The organism is Polaribacter sp., from assembly GCF_036480315.1.
Taxonomy (GTDB): domain Bacteria; phylum Bacteroidota; class Bacteroidia; order Flavobacteriales; family Flavobacteriaceae; genus Polaribacter.
The window spans coordinates 34,142-50,343 of sequence record NZ_JAZGGG010000040.1 but is presented as its reverse complement, the minus strand read 5'-3'; the positions used below and the strand labels follow the sequence as shown (position 1 = coordinate 50,343).

At 30.2% G+C, this 16,202-nt stretch carries 14 protein-coding genes and 1 tRNA gene; all 15 read left to right on the top strand.

Features of this window, described 5'->3' with window-relative positions; genetic code table 11:
* Nucleotides 1-9: 9 nt before the first annotated feature.
* On the top strand, nucleotides 10-2,685 hold the full coding sequence (gene metH, locus V3V28_RS08315) for a methionine synthase (protein WP_331364564.1): 2,676 nt from the start codon (nucleotides 10-12) through the stop codon (nucleotides 2,683-2,685).
* A gap of 243 nt (nucleotides 2,686-2,928) precedes the next feature.
* Entirely contained in the window at nucleotides 2,929-3,885 is a 957-nt protein-coding gene (metF, locus tag V3V28_RS08310) for a methylenetetrahydrofolate reductase [NAD(P)H] (protein WP_331364563.1), read from the top strand.
* Nucleotides 3,886-4,115: 230 nt separating this feature from the next.
* Nucleotides 4,116-4,433 (top strand): thioredoxin, encoded by a 318-nt coding sequence (gene trxA, locus V3V28_RS08305; protein ID WP_331364562.1) that lies wholly within the window; start codon nucleotides 4,116-4,118, stop codon nucleotides 4,431-4,433.
* An 84-nt stretch (nucleotides 4,434-4,517) separates the two neighbouring features.
* The gene (locus V3V28_RS08300; protein WP_331364561.1) at nucleotides 4,518-7,079 is read left to right on the top strand and encodes a M1 family metallopeptidase; all 2,562 of its coding nucleotides are present in this window, start codon (nucleotides 4,518-4,520) and stop codon (nucleotides 7,077-7,079) included.
* Nucleotide 7,080: 1 nt separating this feature from the next.
* On the top strand, nucleotides 7,081-8,001 hold the full coding sequence (locus tag V3V28_RS08295; protein ID WP_331364560.1) for a DUF58 domain-containing protein: 921 nt from the start codon (nucleotides 7,081-7,083) through the stop codon (nucleotides 7,999-8,001).
* A 62-nt stretch (nucleotides 8,002-8,063) separates the two neighbouring features.
* Nucleotides 8,064-8,137, top strand: a tRNA-Asp gene (locus V3V28_RS08290).
* A gap of 343 nt (nucleotides 8,138-8,480) precedes the next feature.
* Nucleotides 8,481-9,308, top strand: a complete 828-nt coding sequence (locus V3V28_RS08285) for a prephenate dehydratase (protein WP_331364559.1) — start codon at nucleotides 8,481-8,483, stop codon at nucleotides 9,306-9,308.
* A complete protein-coding gene (locus V3V28_RS08280) occupies nucleotides 9,305-10,447 on the top strand; it encodes a pyridoxal phosphate-dependent aminotransferase (protein WP_331364558.1) in 1,143 nt (380 codons plus the stop codon). The genes V3V28_RS08285 and V3V28_RS08280 overlap by 4 nt, the downstream gene beginning before the upstream one ends.
* Before the next feature lie 3 nt (nucleotides 10,448-10,450).
* On the top strand, nucleotides 10,451-11,302 hold the full coding sequence (locus tag V3V28_RS08275; RefSeq protein ID WP_331364557.1) for a prephenate dehydrogenase: 852 nt from the start codon (nucleotides 10,451-10,453) through the stop codon (nucleotides 11,300-11,302).
* A 21-nt stretch (nucleotides 11,303-11,323) separates the two neighbouring features.
* Complete coding sequence (locus tag V3V28_RS08270; RefSeq protein WP_331364556.1) at nucleotides 11,324-12,406, top strand: bifunctional 3-deoxy-7-phosphoheptulonate synthase/chorismate mutase type II; 1,083 nt, start codon at nucleotides 11,324-11,326, stop codon at nucleotides 12,404-12,406.
* A 297-nt stretch (nucleotides 12,407-12,703) separates the two neighbouring features.
* Nucleotides 12,704-13,669, top strand: a complete 966-nt coding sequence (gene rsgA / locus V3V28_RS08265) for a ribosome small subunit-dependent GTPase A (RefSeq protein WP_331364555.1) — start codon at nucleotides 12,704-12,706, stop codon at nucleotides 13,667-13,669.
* 3 nt (nucleotides 13,670-13,672) lie between these two features.
* Nucleotides 13,673-14,125, top strand: coding sequence for a D-aminoacyl-tRNA deacylase (dtd, locus tag V3V28_RS08260; protein WP_331364554.1), 453 nt, complete (start codon nucleotides 13,673-13,675; stop codon nucleotides 14,123-14,125).
* 7 nt (nucleotides 14,126-14,132) lie between these two features.
* Nucleotides 14,133-14,777, top strand: a complete 645-nt coding sequence (locus V3V28_RS08255) for a TatD family hydrolase (RefSeq protein WP_331364553.1) — start codon at nucleotides 14,133-14,135, stop codon at nucleotides 14,775-14,777.
* Nucleotides 14,774-15,511: a tRNA threonylcarbamoyladenosine dehydratase gene (locus tag V3V28_RS08250; RefSeq protein WP_331364552.1), complete on the top strand. Its 738-nt coding sequence runs from the start codon at nucleotides 14,774-14,776 to the stop codon at nucleotides 15,509-15,511. The genes V3V28_RS08255 and V3V28_RS08250 overlap by 4 nt, the downstream gene beginning before the upstream one ends.
* A 49-nt stretch (nucleotides 15,512-15,560) precedes the next feature.
* Nucleotides 15,561-16,196, top strand: a complete 636-nt coding sequence (locus tag V3V28_RS08245; protein WP_331364551.1) for a YceI family protein — start codon at nucleotides 15,561-15,563, stop codon at nucleotides 16,194-16,196.
* The last annotated feature ends 6 nt before the right edge of the window (nucleotides 16,197-16,202 follow it).

Here is a 16,202-nt window from a genome sequence, read left to right as displayed (position 1 = left end):
AGAAAGAAGATGAAAGTAAAACAAACAAAATACATGAGATTGTCTGGTTTAGAACCATTAATTTTAAACGAAAACAGCAATTTTATAAACGTTGGTGAGCGTACAAACGTAGCAGGTTCTCGGAAGTTTTTACGTCTAATAAAAAACGAGCAATTTGATGAAGCGTTAGATATTGCCAGACATCAAGTAGATGGTGGTGCGCAAATTATTGATATTAATTTTGATGACGGTTTAATTGATGGAAAACAAGCTATGGTTCGTTTTCTAAATTTAATTGCCGCAGAACCAGATATTTGTCGAGTTCCAATTATGATTGATAGCTCTAAATGGGAAATCATAGAAGCAGGTTTACAAGTTGTTCAAGGAAAATGTATTGTAAATTCAATTTCTTTAAAAGAAGGAGTAGCAAAATTTATTTACGAAGCAAAACTTATAAAGCGTTATGGAGCTGCAGTAATTGTAATGGCTTTTGATGAAACCGGGCAAGCAGATAATTACGACCGTCGAATTGAAATAGCAAAACGGTCTTACGATGTTTTAGTAAACAAAGTTGGTTTTGCAAGTGAAGACATTATTTTCGATTTAAATATATTTCCTGTTGCTACTGGAATGGATGAGCATAGAAAAAATGCCGTTGATTTTATTGAAGCAACTCGTTGGGTAAGACAAAATTTGCCAAATGTTTCTGTAAGTGGAGGTGTAAGTAATGTGTCGTTTTCATTTAGAGGAAATGATGGTGTAAGAGAAGCAATGCATTCTGTTTTCTTGTATCATGCAATACAAGCAGGTATGAATATGGGAATTGTAAATCCTGCCTTATTAGAGGTTTATGATGATATTCCTAAAGATTTATTAGAACACGTAGAAGATGTTATTTTAGATAGAAGAGAAGATGCAACAGAACGATTATTAGATTTTGCAGAAAGTGTAAAAGGTTCTAAAAAAGAAAAAGTTGCAGATTTATCTTGGAGAGAAAACCCTTTACAAGATAGAATTACGTATGCATTAGTAAAAGGTATAGATGCTTTTATCATTGAAGATGTAGAAATTGCAAGACAAGAGGCTGCAAAACCAATTGAAGTTATTGAAGGAAATTTAATGGCGGGTATGAATGTAGTTGGAGATTTATTTGGAGCAGGAAAAATGTTTTTGCCACAAGTAGTAAAATCTGCTCGTGTAATGAAAAAAGCGGTAAGCTATTTAAATCCGTTTATTGAAGCCGAAAAAGGTGAAAAACAAAAAGCGTTGGGTAAAGTATTAATGGCAACTGTAAAAGGTGATGTACATGATATTGGTAAAAATATTGTAAGTGTAGTTTTAGGTTGTAATAATTATGAAATTGTTGATTTAGGAGTAATGGTTCCGCCAGAAAAAATTATAGAAACTGCTAAAAAAGAGAACGTAGATATTATAGGTTTAAGTGGTTTAATAACACCATCTTTAGATGAAATGGTGTATTTGGCTAAAGAAATGGAACGTCAAAATTTTGTGGTTCCCTTATTAATTGGAGGAGCAACAACCTCAAAAGCTCATACAGCAGTAAAAATAGATACACAATATAAAAATGCAGTTGTTCATGTAAATGATGCATCGAGAGCAGTTACCGTTGTTAGTGATTTATTAAATCCGAAAACAAGTCATTTATATACAGCAAAATTAAAGAAAGATTATGATGAATTTAGAACCAAGTTTTTAAAACGTGGTAAAGAAAAATCATACATCAGTATCGAAAAAGCGAGGCAAGAAAAATTTAAAATAGATTGGAATACAAGTAATATTGTAAAACCAAAAGAATTAGGTATTCAAACTTTAGAACAAGTTAGTTTAAAAGAAATATTACCATTTATAGATTGGAGCCCTTTTTTTAGAAGTTGGGATTTGCATGGTAAATATCCAAACATTTTAACGGATGAGGTTGTTGGTGAACAAGCTACAATTTTATTTAATGATGCTCAAATAATATTAAAAGATATTATAGCGAAACAACTATTGAAACCAAAAGCAATTTTTGGGTTGTTTGAAGCGAATACAATAAACGATGATGATATTTCGATCCAAAAAAAGGGCGAAGAAATAGTTGTTTTTAGAACACTACGTCAGCAATTAAAAAAACGAGCAGGAAAAACAAGTACTGCATTGTCAGACTTTATTGCGCCTAAAGAAACAGGAATAACCGATTATATGGGTGCTTTTTGTACTGCTATTTTTGGTGCTGATGAATTGGCAAAAAAATATAAAGATAAAGAAGACGATTACAATGCCATTATGGTACAAGCAATTGCAGACCGTTTTGCAGAAGGTCTGGCAGAATATTTACACAAACAAGTAAGAGTAAAGCATTGGGGTTATGGTGTAGATGAAGAATTAACCAATGAAGATTTAATTAAAGAATCGTATAAAGGAATTCGTCCTGCACCAGGTTATCCAGCTTGTCCAGATCATTTAGAAAAAGAAACTATTTGGGATTTGTTAAAAGTTGATGAACAGATAAATGTAGTGCTTACAGAAAGTTTGGCAATGTGGCCAGGAGCTGCAGTTTCTGGATATTATTTTGCAAATGAAGAAGCGAAATATTTTGGTTTGGGTAAAATCACAGATGATCAAGTTACCGATTACTCAAAAAGAAAAGGGATTACAAAAGAGAAAGCAAGGAAATGGTTGCATCCTACTTTAGCAGAAGAGTAAAAATTCCATCTTAATCTTCCTAAAGGGATGAAATATTTTCGGGTAAGTTTGTGCGAGAAATATTAAAGATGAATGAAGTTGCTAAATAAATTGCGTTAGCGATTGAAATGGCATCCTTTTTTGAGGAACGAAAAAAAGATATAAAGGAAAGCGCGACCTTTTTAGGAAACGCCAAAAAAATAAAATATTAACACAAAACAACCCACAACAGTTTCCTTCCTATGGAGGGATTAAGGGAGGCTTATGAAAGTTACAGATCATATTAAAAATGCAAACGGTAAAACGTTATTTTCTTTTGAAGTAATACCACCTCAAAAAGGAAAAAATATTCAAGATTTATATAACAATATAGATCCGTTAATGGAATTTAAACCACCTTTTATAGACGTAACAACTTCGAGAGAAGAGTATGTTTATTTAGATAAAGGAAACGGACTTTTAGATAAGAGAATTACAAGAATGCGTCCAGGAACTGTGGGTATTTGTGCTTCTATTATGCATAAGTATAAAGTAGATGCAATTCCGCATTTATTGTGTGGTGGTTTTACAAAAGAAGAAACCGAATATGTGTTGGTAGATTGTCATTATTTAGGATTAGATAATGTAATGGCGTTGCGTGGGGATTCTATGAAAGATGAAGCTTACTTTAATGCTGCAAAAGGAGGAAATGCTTTTGCGAGTGAGTTAGTAGACCAGATTTCAGATTTAAATAGAGGTAAATATTTACACAATGCTATAAATGTAGAACATCATTCAGATTTTTGTATTGGCGTTGCTGGTTATCCAGAAAAACATATGGAAGCTCCTTCTTTAGTATCCGATTTAAGACGTTTAAAACAAAAGGTAGATGCTGGTGCAGATTATGTAGTAACACAAATGTTTTTTGACAATAACAAATATTTTAATTTTGTAAAAGCAGCCAAAGAAATAGGAATTAATGTGCCAATAATTCCGGGAATTAAACCGCTAGCAGTTAAAAGACATTTACAAGTTTTACCACAAGTTTTTAAAATAGATTTACCCCAAGATTTAATAGATGCGGTAGATGATTGTAAGGATAATAAAGCGGTAAGACAAGTTGGTGTTGAGTTTGCAATACAACAATCTAAAGAATTATTGGCGGCAGGAGTTCCTGTTTTGCATTATTATTCAATGGGTAAAAGTGATAATGTACAAGCAATTGCATCCAAATTATTTTAGTTTATAAAACTTTATGATAACTGTTTTTTTAGTAGAAACTAGAAACTAAAAATAAGAATTCATTAAAAAAGTACATATATAAGCCCCTTACATAATGAATACGTTAATTGTAAGCATAAGTAGTTCTTATAGACTAATAAGAAAAAGTAATTTTTTTAAAATATTGAAAATAAATAAATTGATTACTTTTGTAATTCAAAACTGAAATAACAATTTAAAAATATAGAAAAATGGCATTAGAAATCACAGACGCAAATTTTGAAGAATTAGTATTAAAATCTGACAAACCAGTATTAGTAGACTTTTGGGCTGCTTGGTGTGGACCTTGTAGAATGGTTGGACCAATTGTAGATGAAATTCACACGGAATATGATGGTAAAGCAGTTGTTGGTAAAGTAGATGTTGATGCAAATCAAGAATTTGCAGCAAAATACGGAGTTAGAAATATACCAACTGTTTTAATCTTTAAAAACGGAGAAGTTGTTGATAAGCAAGTAGGAGTTGCTCCTAAAAATGTTTATACAGGTAAAATTGATGCTGCTATATAGTAGCTTTAATATTTTATAATATAGAAAAGGTTTGGCTAACGTCAAACCTTTTTTTATTTTTAGAATCTAAATTTCTGTTCAAAAATGAAGTACTTACATTTAATTATTTTAACGCCATTATTTTTCATCTCTTGTAATAAAAAACAAGAAAAAATAACACTAGAAACAGGAATTTCTTTTGAATTAGCAAAGTACAGAAAACAACAAATTTCTAATGTTGTTTATGAATTAGATTTTAAAATCCCGAAGGAAAAAGCAAAATCAATTTCTTCTAAAATAGTTTTAAATTTTAGTGTAAATAATTTAAAAAATGATGTTTTTCTAGATTTTAATGAGGAAACTTCTAAATTAAAAGGCGTAAAAATAAATGGTGAAAAATCAGCCATTAATCATCAGAAAGAACATGTAATTATTGATAAAACAAAATTGGTTTTAGGTAAAAATTCTATTGAAATATTATTTGACGCTGGTGAAAAATCACTCAATAGAAATGAAGAGTTTTTATATACATTATTAGTGCCAGATAGAGCAAGTACATTATTCCCTTGTTTTGATCAGCCAGATATAAAAGCCAACTATAAATTAAGAATTACTGCGCCAAAAGATTGGGCAGTATTGTGTGGTGCTTTTAAAGAAAGTAGTTTAGAAGTAGATGGTTTTATAGAACATACTTTTAAGGAAACAGATTTAATGAGTACGTATTTGTTTTCTTTTGTTGCTGGTTTGTTTACTGAAGAAACCAAGAATCCAGGAGCGTTTGATATGCGATTCCTGTATAGAGAAAATAATAAAGAGAAGATAACAGAAAGTGTTGATGCCGTATTTGAAATCCATCAAAATTCATTAGATTTTTTAGAAGAATATACACAAGTTAAATTTCCGTTTCAAAAAATGGATTTTGCTGCAATTCCACCTTTTCAATACGGAGGAATGGAACATGTTGGCGCAATTCAATACAGACAATCATCTTTGTTTTTAGATAAAAATGCTACCCAAAGTAGAAAGTTGGGTAGAGCTAAATTAATTGCACATGAAACTTCACACATGTGGTTTGGAGATTTGGTAACTATGAAATGGTTTAATGATGTTTGGATGAAAGAAGTATTTGCTAATTTTATGGCAGATAAGATTATGAACCCTGTTTTTCCTGAAGTAAATCACAATTTGAATTTCATGATGTCTCATTATCCAAGCGCATATTCAGAAGACAGAACAAAAGGCACAAATGCAATTCGTCAATATTTAGGAAATCTTAAAAATGCAGGTTCATTATACGGAAGAATTATTTACAATAAAGCACCAATTATGATGCGTCAGTTAGAATATTTATTAGGCGAAAATGCTTTTAAAGAAGGAATTCGAGAGTATATAAAAACCTATGCAAACTCAAATGCAGATTGGAACGAATTGGTTTCTATTTTAGATAAAAAATCATCTGGCGATATTAAAAATTGGTCTGATGTTTGGGTGAATTCATCTGGAAGACCTGTTTTTACAGAAGAAATTGAATTGAATGAAAAAGGAAATGTAACCAAGTTTATTATTTATCAAAATGCAGAAGACGGTTCTAATAAAATTTGGACTCAATCTTTTAAAATTCAGTTGAAAGACGCAAGAGGTTATGTAAAGAATATCAATATAAAAAATATGGGCAAATCTTTTGATATTACTTCGGCCACAAAAGATTTTAAACCGGGTCAGGTTTTATATAACACAAACGGATTTGGGTATGGCGTTTTTCCTATTTATAAAGATGAAATAAATACGTATAAAAATATAAAGAATGAGGTTTCAAGAGGATATCAATTCATTAATTTATATGAAAATATGCTAAATGATGCTGTACCTCCTTTAGAGGTTTATAAAGTGTATTTAGAAGCTATTAAAGTTGATGAAAATGAACTAATTACTAATTACCTTTCTGGAAGAATTCAAACTATTTTCTGGACTTTTTTAACTGAAGAGCAGCAGAATCAAATTCAAAAGATAACAGAGAGTGAAGTTTTTAATTTGTTAGAAACAGATTTGCCAACAAATATTAAAAAAACCTTGTTTGGCTTATATAAATCAATTTCAATTTCTACGGAAGGAAAAGAAAATTTATATCAAATTTGGAATAAACAGAAATCAATAAAGAATCTCTTTTTAAATGAGAATGACTACACTTCTTTAGCAATTAAATTGGCAATATTTCAACATTCAAAAGTAAAAGAAGTTCTTAAAGAACAACAAACTAGAATATTAAACCCAGATAGATTAGAGCGTTTTAAATGGTTGTTGTCATCTTTATCTTCGGATGAAAACGTGAGAGATAATTTTATGAAATCGCTTTTACAAAAAGAAAACAGAGAAAAAGAATCTTGGGTACAGTCTGCATTGAATAATATTCATCATCCATTAAGACAGAAATCATCAACAAAGCATATAAAATCTATTTTAGAGAAATTAGAAGAGGTTCAATTAACTGGAGATATTTTTTTTCCTAAAGGTTGGTTGGCAAGTTCAATTGGTAACTATTCATCACAAGAAGCGAATGCTGTTTTAAATCAGTTTTTGGAGGATAATCCAGATTATAACCCTATTTTGTTAAAGAAATTATTACAAACTACTGATAATTTAACGAGAGCTCAAAACATTAAAAAGTAGCATGAACTTATCCGAAGTTAAATCATCAGAAATTAAAAATCTAGACATACTTGCAAAACAAGTGGTAGAAGGTTTTATAACTGGAATGCATAAAAGTCCGTTTCATGGTTTTTCTGTAGAATTTTCTGAGCATAAATTATATAATAAAGGAGAAAGTACGCGTCATATCGATTGGAAGCTATTTGCTAAAACAGAAAAGCTATATACCAAAAAATATGAAGAAGAAACTAATTTAAGATGTCATGTTATTATAGATAATTCAGCTTCAATGCATTACCCGATTGTGAAAAATCAATCTGTAAGTAATTTGAATAAAGTTGGGTTTTCTACTGTTGCTGCTGCTTCTTTAATGGAAATTTTAAAAAGACAGAGAGATGCTGTTGGTTTAAGTATTTATTCTGATACATATGAATACTATGCACCAGAAAAAGGAAGTGAACGTCATAGAAAGATGTTATTACATCAATTAGAACAATTGTTAATTTCAGAATCTAAATCTTCTACAGAAACGTATCGGTTTTTACATGAGATAGCAGAAAAGATTCACAGACGTTCTTTAATTTTTCTATTTACAGATATGTTTCAGACTTCAAAAGACGATGAATCACTTTTTGAAGCGTTACATCACCTTAAATTTAACAAGCATGAGGTAGTTTTGTTTCATACTTTTGATGAAAATTCCGAATTAAACTTCAATTTTGACAATGCTCCAAAGAAATTTGTTGATGTAGAAACTGGAGAGGAAATAAATGTATATGCAGAAAATGTACAGCAAAAATACAAGGAAATAGTTGGTGACTACTTTAAAGAATTGAAAAATAAATGTTTACAATATCAAATTGATTATGTTCCTGTAAATATTAACAAAGGATACAATGAAATATTAACAGCTTATTTAATAAGTAGAAAAAAATTTAAATAAAAATTCGTTTTTTGTTTGCAGATACTAAAATGTGTATTATATTTGCAACCGCTAAACGCAACGGTCTGGTAGTTCAGTTGGTTAGAATACCTGCCTGTCACGCAGGGGGTCGCGGGTTCGAGTCCCGTCCAGACCGCAAAAAGCACTTCATTTACGAGGTGCTTTTTTTGGTTTATTACATTATCTTATTTAAATCGATTTAAAAAAGGATATTATAAAATAGAGCTATAAAAGAAATGATAATTTATAGATTTCATAAAACTTTTTAAACTTTTGCAATAATATTTGTTTATTTCAATTAAATCTTTAGATTTGTTGCTCACAACAAAGAGAATACAGATGTTAAGTAACAATTTTACTCGTTTCTTTTTTTACTTTTATTTTTACAATAAAAGGAGAGACTTTGTATCATGTTGTTAAAAAGCATTTAAAATATATAAAGTCTCGAATTTAATTCGAGACTTTTTTTTTGATATAAAATGAAAAATAAAATGATAGCCATACAAGGAGCAGAAGGCTCAAACCACCATAAGGTTGCTCGCGACTTTTATGGAGCTTCAATAGAATTAAAAGAATGCATGTCTTTTGATGTGTTGGTAGATAGTTTATTGGACACATCTACAGATGTAGGTGTTATGGCAATTGAGAATACAATTGCTGGTTCTATTATTCCTAATTATGCTTTAATTGATAATAATAACCTTCATATTATAGGTGAAGAGTATTTAAACATTCATCACCATTTAATGTGTTTAAAAGGTCAAAATATTGAAGATGTAAAAGAAGTTTGGTCGCATCCAATGGCATTATTACAATGTAAAGAATTTTTTAAAAAATATCCTCACATTAAATTAGTTGAAGATGTTGATACTGCAGAAGTTGCTAAAAGAATTTCGAAAGAAAATTTAGTAGGTATTGCAGCAATTGCACCAAAAATTGCAGCAGAAATTTTTGATTTAGCAATTATTGAAGATGAAATTCAGACAATAAAAGAGAATTCAACAAGATTTGTAATTGTACAAACGGAACAACCAAAGTTGAAAGAAAATGTAAATAAAGCATCATTAAAATTTCAGTTAGATCATAAAAGAGGCAGTTTAGCCGCAATTTTAAATGTATTGAGCGATTGTAAAATGAGTTTAACTAAAATACAATCTTTACCAGTTATAGAAACTCCTTGGAAATATTCGTTTTTTGTTGATGCAACTTTTGATGATTATAAAAATTACGAAAAAGCAAAAGTAATTATAGAAATAATGGCAGAAGAATTCAAGGTTTTAGGAACCTATAAAAACGGTAGAAAATGATTAAAGCTGCTAAAAGATTAGATACAGTTAAAGAATACTATTTCTCAAAAAAATTAAGAGAAGTTAGGGCTTTAGCAGCTGCAGGAAAGCCAATTATTAATATGGGAATTGGCTCTCCAGATTTGCTGCCGCCAACAAAAGTGTTGGAAGCAATTCAAGGAAGTTTAAGTGACGCAAGCGCACATAAATATCAATCGTATCAAGGTTTACCAGAATTAAGAAGTGCAATTTCTGACTTTTATAAAAATAAATTTTCTGTAAATTCAAATCCAGAAAATGAAGTTTTGCCTTTAATGGGAAGTAAAGAAGGAATTATGCATATTTCTATGGCTTTTTTAAATGAAGGTGATAAAGTTTTAATTCCAAATCCAGGTTATCCAACATATACTTCAGTTACGAAGTTGGTAGGAGCAGAACCGTTTTTTTATAATTTAAGTGATGAAACTAATTGGCAACCAGATTTTGAAGAATTAGAGAGTCAAGATTTAACAGATGTAAAAATTATGTGGGTGAATTATCCTCATATGCCAACAGGAACAAATGCTACGTTAGAAACGTTTGAAAAACTAGTTGCTTTTGGTGAAAAGTACAATATTTTAATCGTTAATGACAATCCGTATAGCTTTATATTGAATGATAACCCTATCAGTATTTTACAAGTTGAAGGAGCAAAAGACATTGCTTTAGAATTAAACTCGTTAAGTAAAACTTTTAATATGGCAGGTTGGCGAGTAGGTATGGTTCTAGGAAACGCCACGTATATTAATGAAATATTAAAAGTAAAATCTAATATGGATTCTGGTATGTTTTACGGAATTCAAAAAGGAGCAATAGAAGCATTACAATTATCTGATGATTGGTTTCTAGCACAGAATAAAATTTATGAAGAACGTAGAAATCTAATTTGGCAATTAGCAGATAAATTAGATGCTACTTATAATAAAAATTCAACAGGCTTATTTGTTTGGGCAAAAATACCTGAAGGAAAAAAATCTGAAGAAGTTACAGATTCAGTTTTATACGATAATGATATTTTTATCACACCGGGAACTATTTTTGGTTCTCAAGGAGAAGGATACATTCGTTTTTCATTATGTGTAACAACAGATGTAATTAAAGAAGCAATATCAAGATTATAGATTATGAAGAATATATACATGATTGGTATTGGTTTAATTGGAGGTAGTTTTGCTATCGACATTAAAAAGAACAATCCAGAAGTTTTTATTTACGGAATTGATAAAAATGAAAAACATTTAGAGGAAGCTTTAGAATTAGGTGTTATTCAGAAAAAAGCAACTATAGACGATATTGAAAATGCAGACTTGGTAATTGTATCAATTCCGGTAGATGCAACCGTTAAAATGTTGCCAACAATTTTAGACAAAGTTTCAGAAAATGGTTTGGTAGTAGATGCAGGGTCAACAAAAGAAGCAATTTGTAAAGTTGTTGAACATCATCCCAAGAGAAGAAATTTTTTAGCATGTCATCCAATTGCAGGAACAGAAAACTCTGGGCCAACAGCAGCAATTTCTGGCTTATACGTTGGAAAAACGAACATTATTTGCGAAGTAGAAAAGACAACTTTTAAGCTTCAAGAGAAAGCTTTAGAACTTTTTACAGATATTGGAATGCGTATTCGTTACATGGATCCCGTTTCTCATGACAAGCATATTGCGTATGTTTCGCACTTGTCTCACATAAGCGCATTTATGTTGGGTAAAACGGTTATTGATAAAGAGAGAAACGAGCGTGATATTTTCGATATGGCAGGTTCAGGTTTTGCATCAACTGTTCGTTTGGCAAAAAGTTCGCCAGCAATGTGGACACCAATTTTTAAGCAGAATAAAGAAAACGTAATTGAAACATTAGAAGAGTACATCAATAATTTACAGAAATTTAAAGAGTTGATGCAAGATGATAATTTCTCCGAAATTTTTAACGAAATGGAGAATACAAATCACATAAAGCAAATTTTAAACGGCATAAAATAATAAGCCAAAACAAGTAGAAAAATGAAGAATACAAAAGAATTAAGAACATGGTTGGATGATATGAATTTAGATCATCCTCTAGTAATAGCAGGGCCTTGTAGTGCAGAAACCGAAGAACAGGTTTTAAAAATTGCACACGAACTAAAAGATTCTGATGTAAATTACTATCGAGCAGGAATTTGGAAACCAAGAACAAGACCAGGGAATTTTGAAGGTGTTGGAGCTTTAGGTTTAAAATGGTTACAAAAAGTAAAAGAAGAAACAGGTATGAAAACCTGTACAGAAGTTGCCAATGCAGCACATGTAAAACTAGCTTTAGAATATGATGTAGATTTATTATGGATTGGTGCACGTACTGCAGTATCTCCTTTTATTATGCAAGAATTAGCTGATGCGTTGCATGGTACAGATAAAATTGTGTTAGTAAAAAACCCAATAAATCCAGATTTAGCTTTATGGTTAGGTGGAATTGAAAGATTATATACAGCAGATATTAAAAATTTAGGTGCAATTCATAGAGGTTTTTCTACATATGAAAAATCAAAATATAGAAACGTTCCAGAATGGCAAATCGCTATTGAATTTAAAAATAGATTTCCAGATTTACCTTTAATCTGCGACCCATCACATATTACAGGTAACAGAGAAATGATTTTTGACGTTTCACAAACTGCTTTAGATTTAAATTTCGATGGATTAATGATAGAAACTCACTTCGATCCAGATAACGCTTGGAGTGATGCTGCACAGCAAGTTACGCCAACAAAATTGAAGCAAATCATGGAGGACTTAAAAATCAGAAAAGTGACAAACACAGAAGCAGAATACCAAAGTTCTTTAGATAATTTAAGAGCTCAAATAAATGTTGCTGATGACCAATTAGTTGAGTTGTTGGGTAAAAGAATGAAAGTATCTGATCAAATTGGTGCTTTAAAGAAAGATAAAAACGTTGCCGTTTTGCAATCTAAACGTTGGAACGAAATTCTTGGAAACATGATTTTAGAAGGTGAGCAAAAAGGTTTAAGTGAAGAATTTATTTTAAAAATGTTTAAAGCAATTCACCAAGAATCTATCAATCATCAAGAAAAAGTGATTAAGGGGTAGTGTTTGGACGTTTCCTTTCAGGTCAGGCTTTCCACTGTAGTTTTTTATTTTTTTTAAAAAAAATAAAAAAGCTGTCGTTGCAATCCTTAACGTGTAGTGCAATCCTAAAAAGGAAGTTCTTAAAAATTATTATTTGATTTATTACAGACCTCACAGGTTTTTAAAACTGTGAGGTCTTTTTATACGCTGTCACTTCTAGTGAAATTTCATTTTCAGAAATTTTATATCAAGAAATTTTCAGAAAAACACTCGAACTGACATTCTCATATTCAACTAAAATTCTGCATCTTTGTATTAATGAAAGGAATCGTATACAAATCTACTGGAAGTTGGTATCATGTAAAAGCTGATAACGGAGAATTTTACAAATGTAGAATCAAAGGGAAATTCAGAATAAAAGGTATTAAAAGCACCAATCCAATTGCAGTTGGCGATAAAGTTGAATTTGATTTAGAAAAAAAGAACGATGAAGAAACAGGTGTTATAAAAACGATTTTTGATAGAGATAATTTTATTGTTCGTAAATCTGTAAACCTGTCTAAACAAATACATATTATTGCTTCTAATATAGATCAAGTTTTTTTACTCATTACAATTAATAATCCGCCAACGTTTACAACATTTATAGATCGTTTTTTAGTTTCTACAAGAGCATATAGAATAGATACAATTCTTGTTTTTAATAAAATTGATTCTTACGAAATAGAAGAAAGAGCAGGAATTATGTATCTAAAAGATATCTACGAAGCTATTGGTTATAGATGTGTAGAAGTTTCTTCAACTCAAAATAAAAATGTAGACAAAGTCAAAGAAATTATGACTGGTAAAACATCTATGTTTGTTGGTCATTCTGGGGTTGGTAAATCTACTTTAGTAAATGCAATTGAGCCTTCTCTAAATCTAAAGACCAAAGAAATTTCAGACCAGCACAATCAAGGAAAACACACAACTACATTTGCAGAAATGTTCGATTTAAGTTTCGATGCAAGAATTATAGACACACCTGGTATTAAGGGGTTTGGCGTTGTAGATATCGATAAATATGAATTAGGAGATTATTTCCCAGAGTTTTTTGCTTTAAAACAAGATTGTAAGTTCAATAATTGTTTGCATACAAAAGAACCACAATGCGCTGTAAAAGACGCTTTAGAAGAAGGGAAAATTTCTTGGTCTCGTTATAAAAGTTACCTTCAAATTTTAAGTGGAGACGAAGAAAAAGAACATTTTAGAACAGATATCTGGGACGAAGAAGATAATGAGTAAGTAATGAAAATCGTAATTCAAAGAGTATCAAAAGCAAGTGTAACAATCAACCAAAATAAAGTTGCAGAGATTAAAATAGGGCTTTTAGTTTTGTTAGGTATTGTAGCAGAAGATGCCCAAGAAGATATTGATTATTTAGTTCGTAAAATTGCAAACCTTCGCATTTTTAATGATGAAAAGGATGTGATGAACAATTCGCTTTTAGATATTAATGGAGAAGTAATTGTTGTAAGTCAATTTACATTACAAGCATCCACAAAAAAAGGAAACAGACCAAGTTATATAAAAGCAGCAAAACCAGAAATTGCAATTCCTTTGTATAAGAACTTTGTACAGATTTTAGAAAAAGAAATCGGCAAAAAAATACAAACTGGTGAGTTTGGCGCAGATATGAAACTTGAACTTTTAAATGATGGGCCTGTAACTATTATTATCGATTCTAAAAATAAAGAATAATTTAAAAATGCAATATTTTGATGTTCATACACATAAAAATTGTGCAAATGAAAACGTGTTTTCTATCGAAAATAAATACCCAAATTCAACCAATTTTTCAAACACATTTTCAATAGGAATTCATCCTTGGTTTATCAATAAAAAAAGTTTAGAAAACGAATTTTTAATTGTTGAAAATCAGCTTCAAAATAAAAACTGTTTTGCAATTGGAGAATGTGGTTTAGATAAATTAACAGAAACAAATTTTGAACTGCAAAAAGAAGTTTTCATAAAACAAATTAAGCTTTCAGAAAAATACAAGAAACCACTAATTGTACATTGTGTAAAATCGTATCAAGAAATTATTGAAATAAAAAAAGAGTTAAAACCAAATCAAACTTGGGTTTTACATGGTTTCAATAAGAATTTACAAGTTGCTGAAAGTCTATTGAAAAACGGAATTTTAATGTCAATTGGAGCAGCAATCATCAACAATAAAAAATTACAAGAAGTAGTTTCTAAATTAGAATTATCAACAATTTTAATTGAAACGGACGATTCTGAAATAGATACTCAAGAAGTTTATCAGAAAATTGCTGTAATAAAAAGTATTGAAGTTGTTGAACTTCAACAAATAATAAAACAAAATTTTACAAACATATTTGAATTATGAGTTGGTTAGAACGTACAGAGTTATTAGTACAGAAAGAGGGAGTTGACAAACTTAAAAAGGCTAATATTTTAGTTGTAGGATTAGGAGGTGTTGGTTCTTATGCAGCAGAATTTATTGCAAGAGCTGGTGTACATAAAATGACAATTGTAGACGGAGATGTATTTGATGAAACCAATAAAAACAGACAATTACCAGCGTTAGACTCCACTATTGGATTGTCTAAGGCTAAAGTTTTAGCGGCAAGATTAAAAGATATAAATTCAGAAATAGATTTAACTGTTGTAGAAGAGTTTTTATCACCAGACAGTGCTTTTGAAATTGTTTCTAAAGAATATGACTATGTGTTAGATTGTATCGATAGTATTACGCCAAAAGTGAATCTAATAGTTGCAGCAAGAAGAAAGAAAGTTAAAATTATTTCTTCAATGGGTGCTGGAGGAAAACTAGACGCTACAAAAATTAAAGTAAAAGATATTAGTAAAACAAAAAACTGTACCATGGCAAGAGTTTTACGCAAACGACTTAAAGAACGCAAGGTAAATAAAGGTGTTAGAGCGGTATATTCAGATGAAATGCAGATTGCAAAAAGTGTAAAAATGACTGATGGTACTAATTTCAAGAAGTCTTTTTATGGTACAATTAGTTATATGCCGGCTGCTTTCGGGCTTCAAGCAGCTGCTTATGTGATTAATGAAATAATAAAAGATAAAAAAAATAGTTTCCAGGGAAAATAAAAACATATATTTGCACTATAAAAATATTAACTATTAAAAATAATAAAAAATGAAGAAAATAATTTTATCATTAGCTATAGTAGCTTCAGTTTTAACTTCTTGTAAAGAGACTAAAAAAGAAAAAATCGAAGTAAAAGAAGCTGTAGAAGTTGAAGTAAATGTTGCAGAATTAAACAATGTAGATGTTGCTGCCTCTGTTTTAAATTGGAAAGGAAATAAACCAACAGGTTCTCATAACGGTACTGTCGCTTTAAAAAGTGGAGGTTTACTGATTGAAGATGGTAAATTAACACAAGGTCAGTTTATTATTGATATGAATACAATTACCAATTTAGACATGAAAGGTAGTGAAGGAACTGAAAAAATTGTAGGCCATTTAAATTCTGCAGACTTTTTTGATGTAGCTGTGTATCCTTTATCAAAATTTGTAATTACTAAAGTAGAGACAGTAGAAGGTAAGCTTGTTGTAACTGGTAATTTAAATATTAAAGATGTAACCAAAAGTGTAACAATTCCTGCAACTTTATCAACAGAAAATGGAGTTTCAACTTTTAAAAGTGAAGCTTTTAATATCAACAGAGCAGATTTTAATATAAAATATAAATCTAAATCTTTCTTTAAAGACTTAAAAGATAAGTTTGTAGATGATTTAGTTGAAATTTCTTTTGAGGTTAAAACGAAATAAATACTC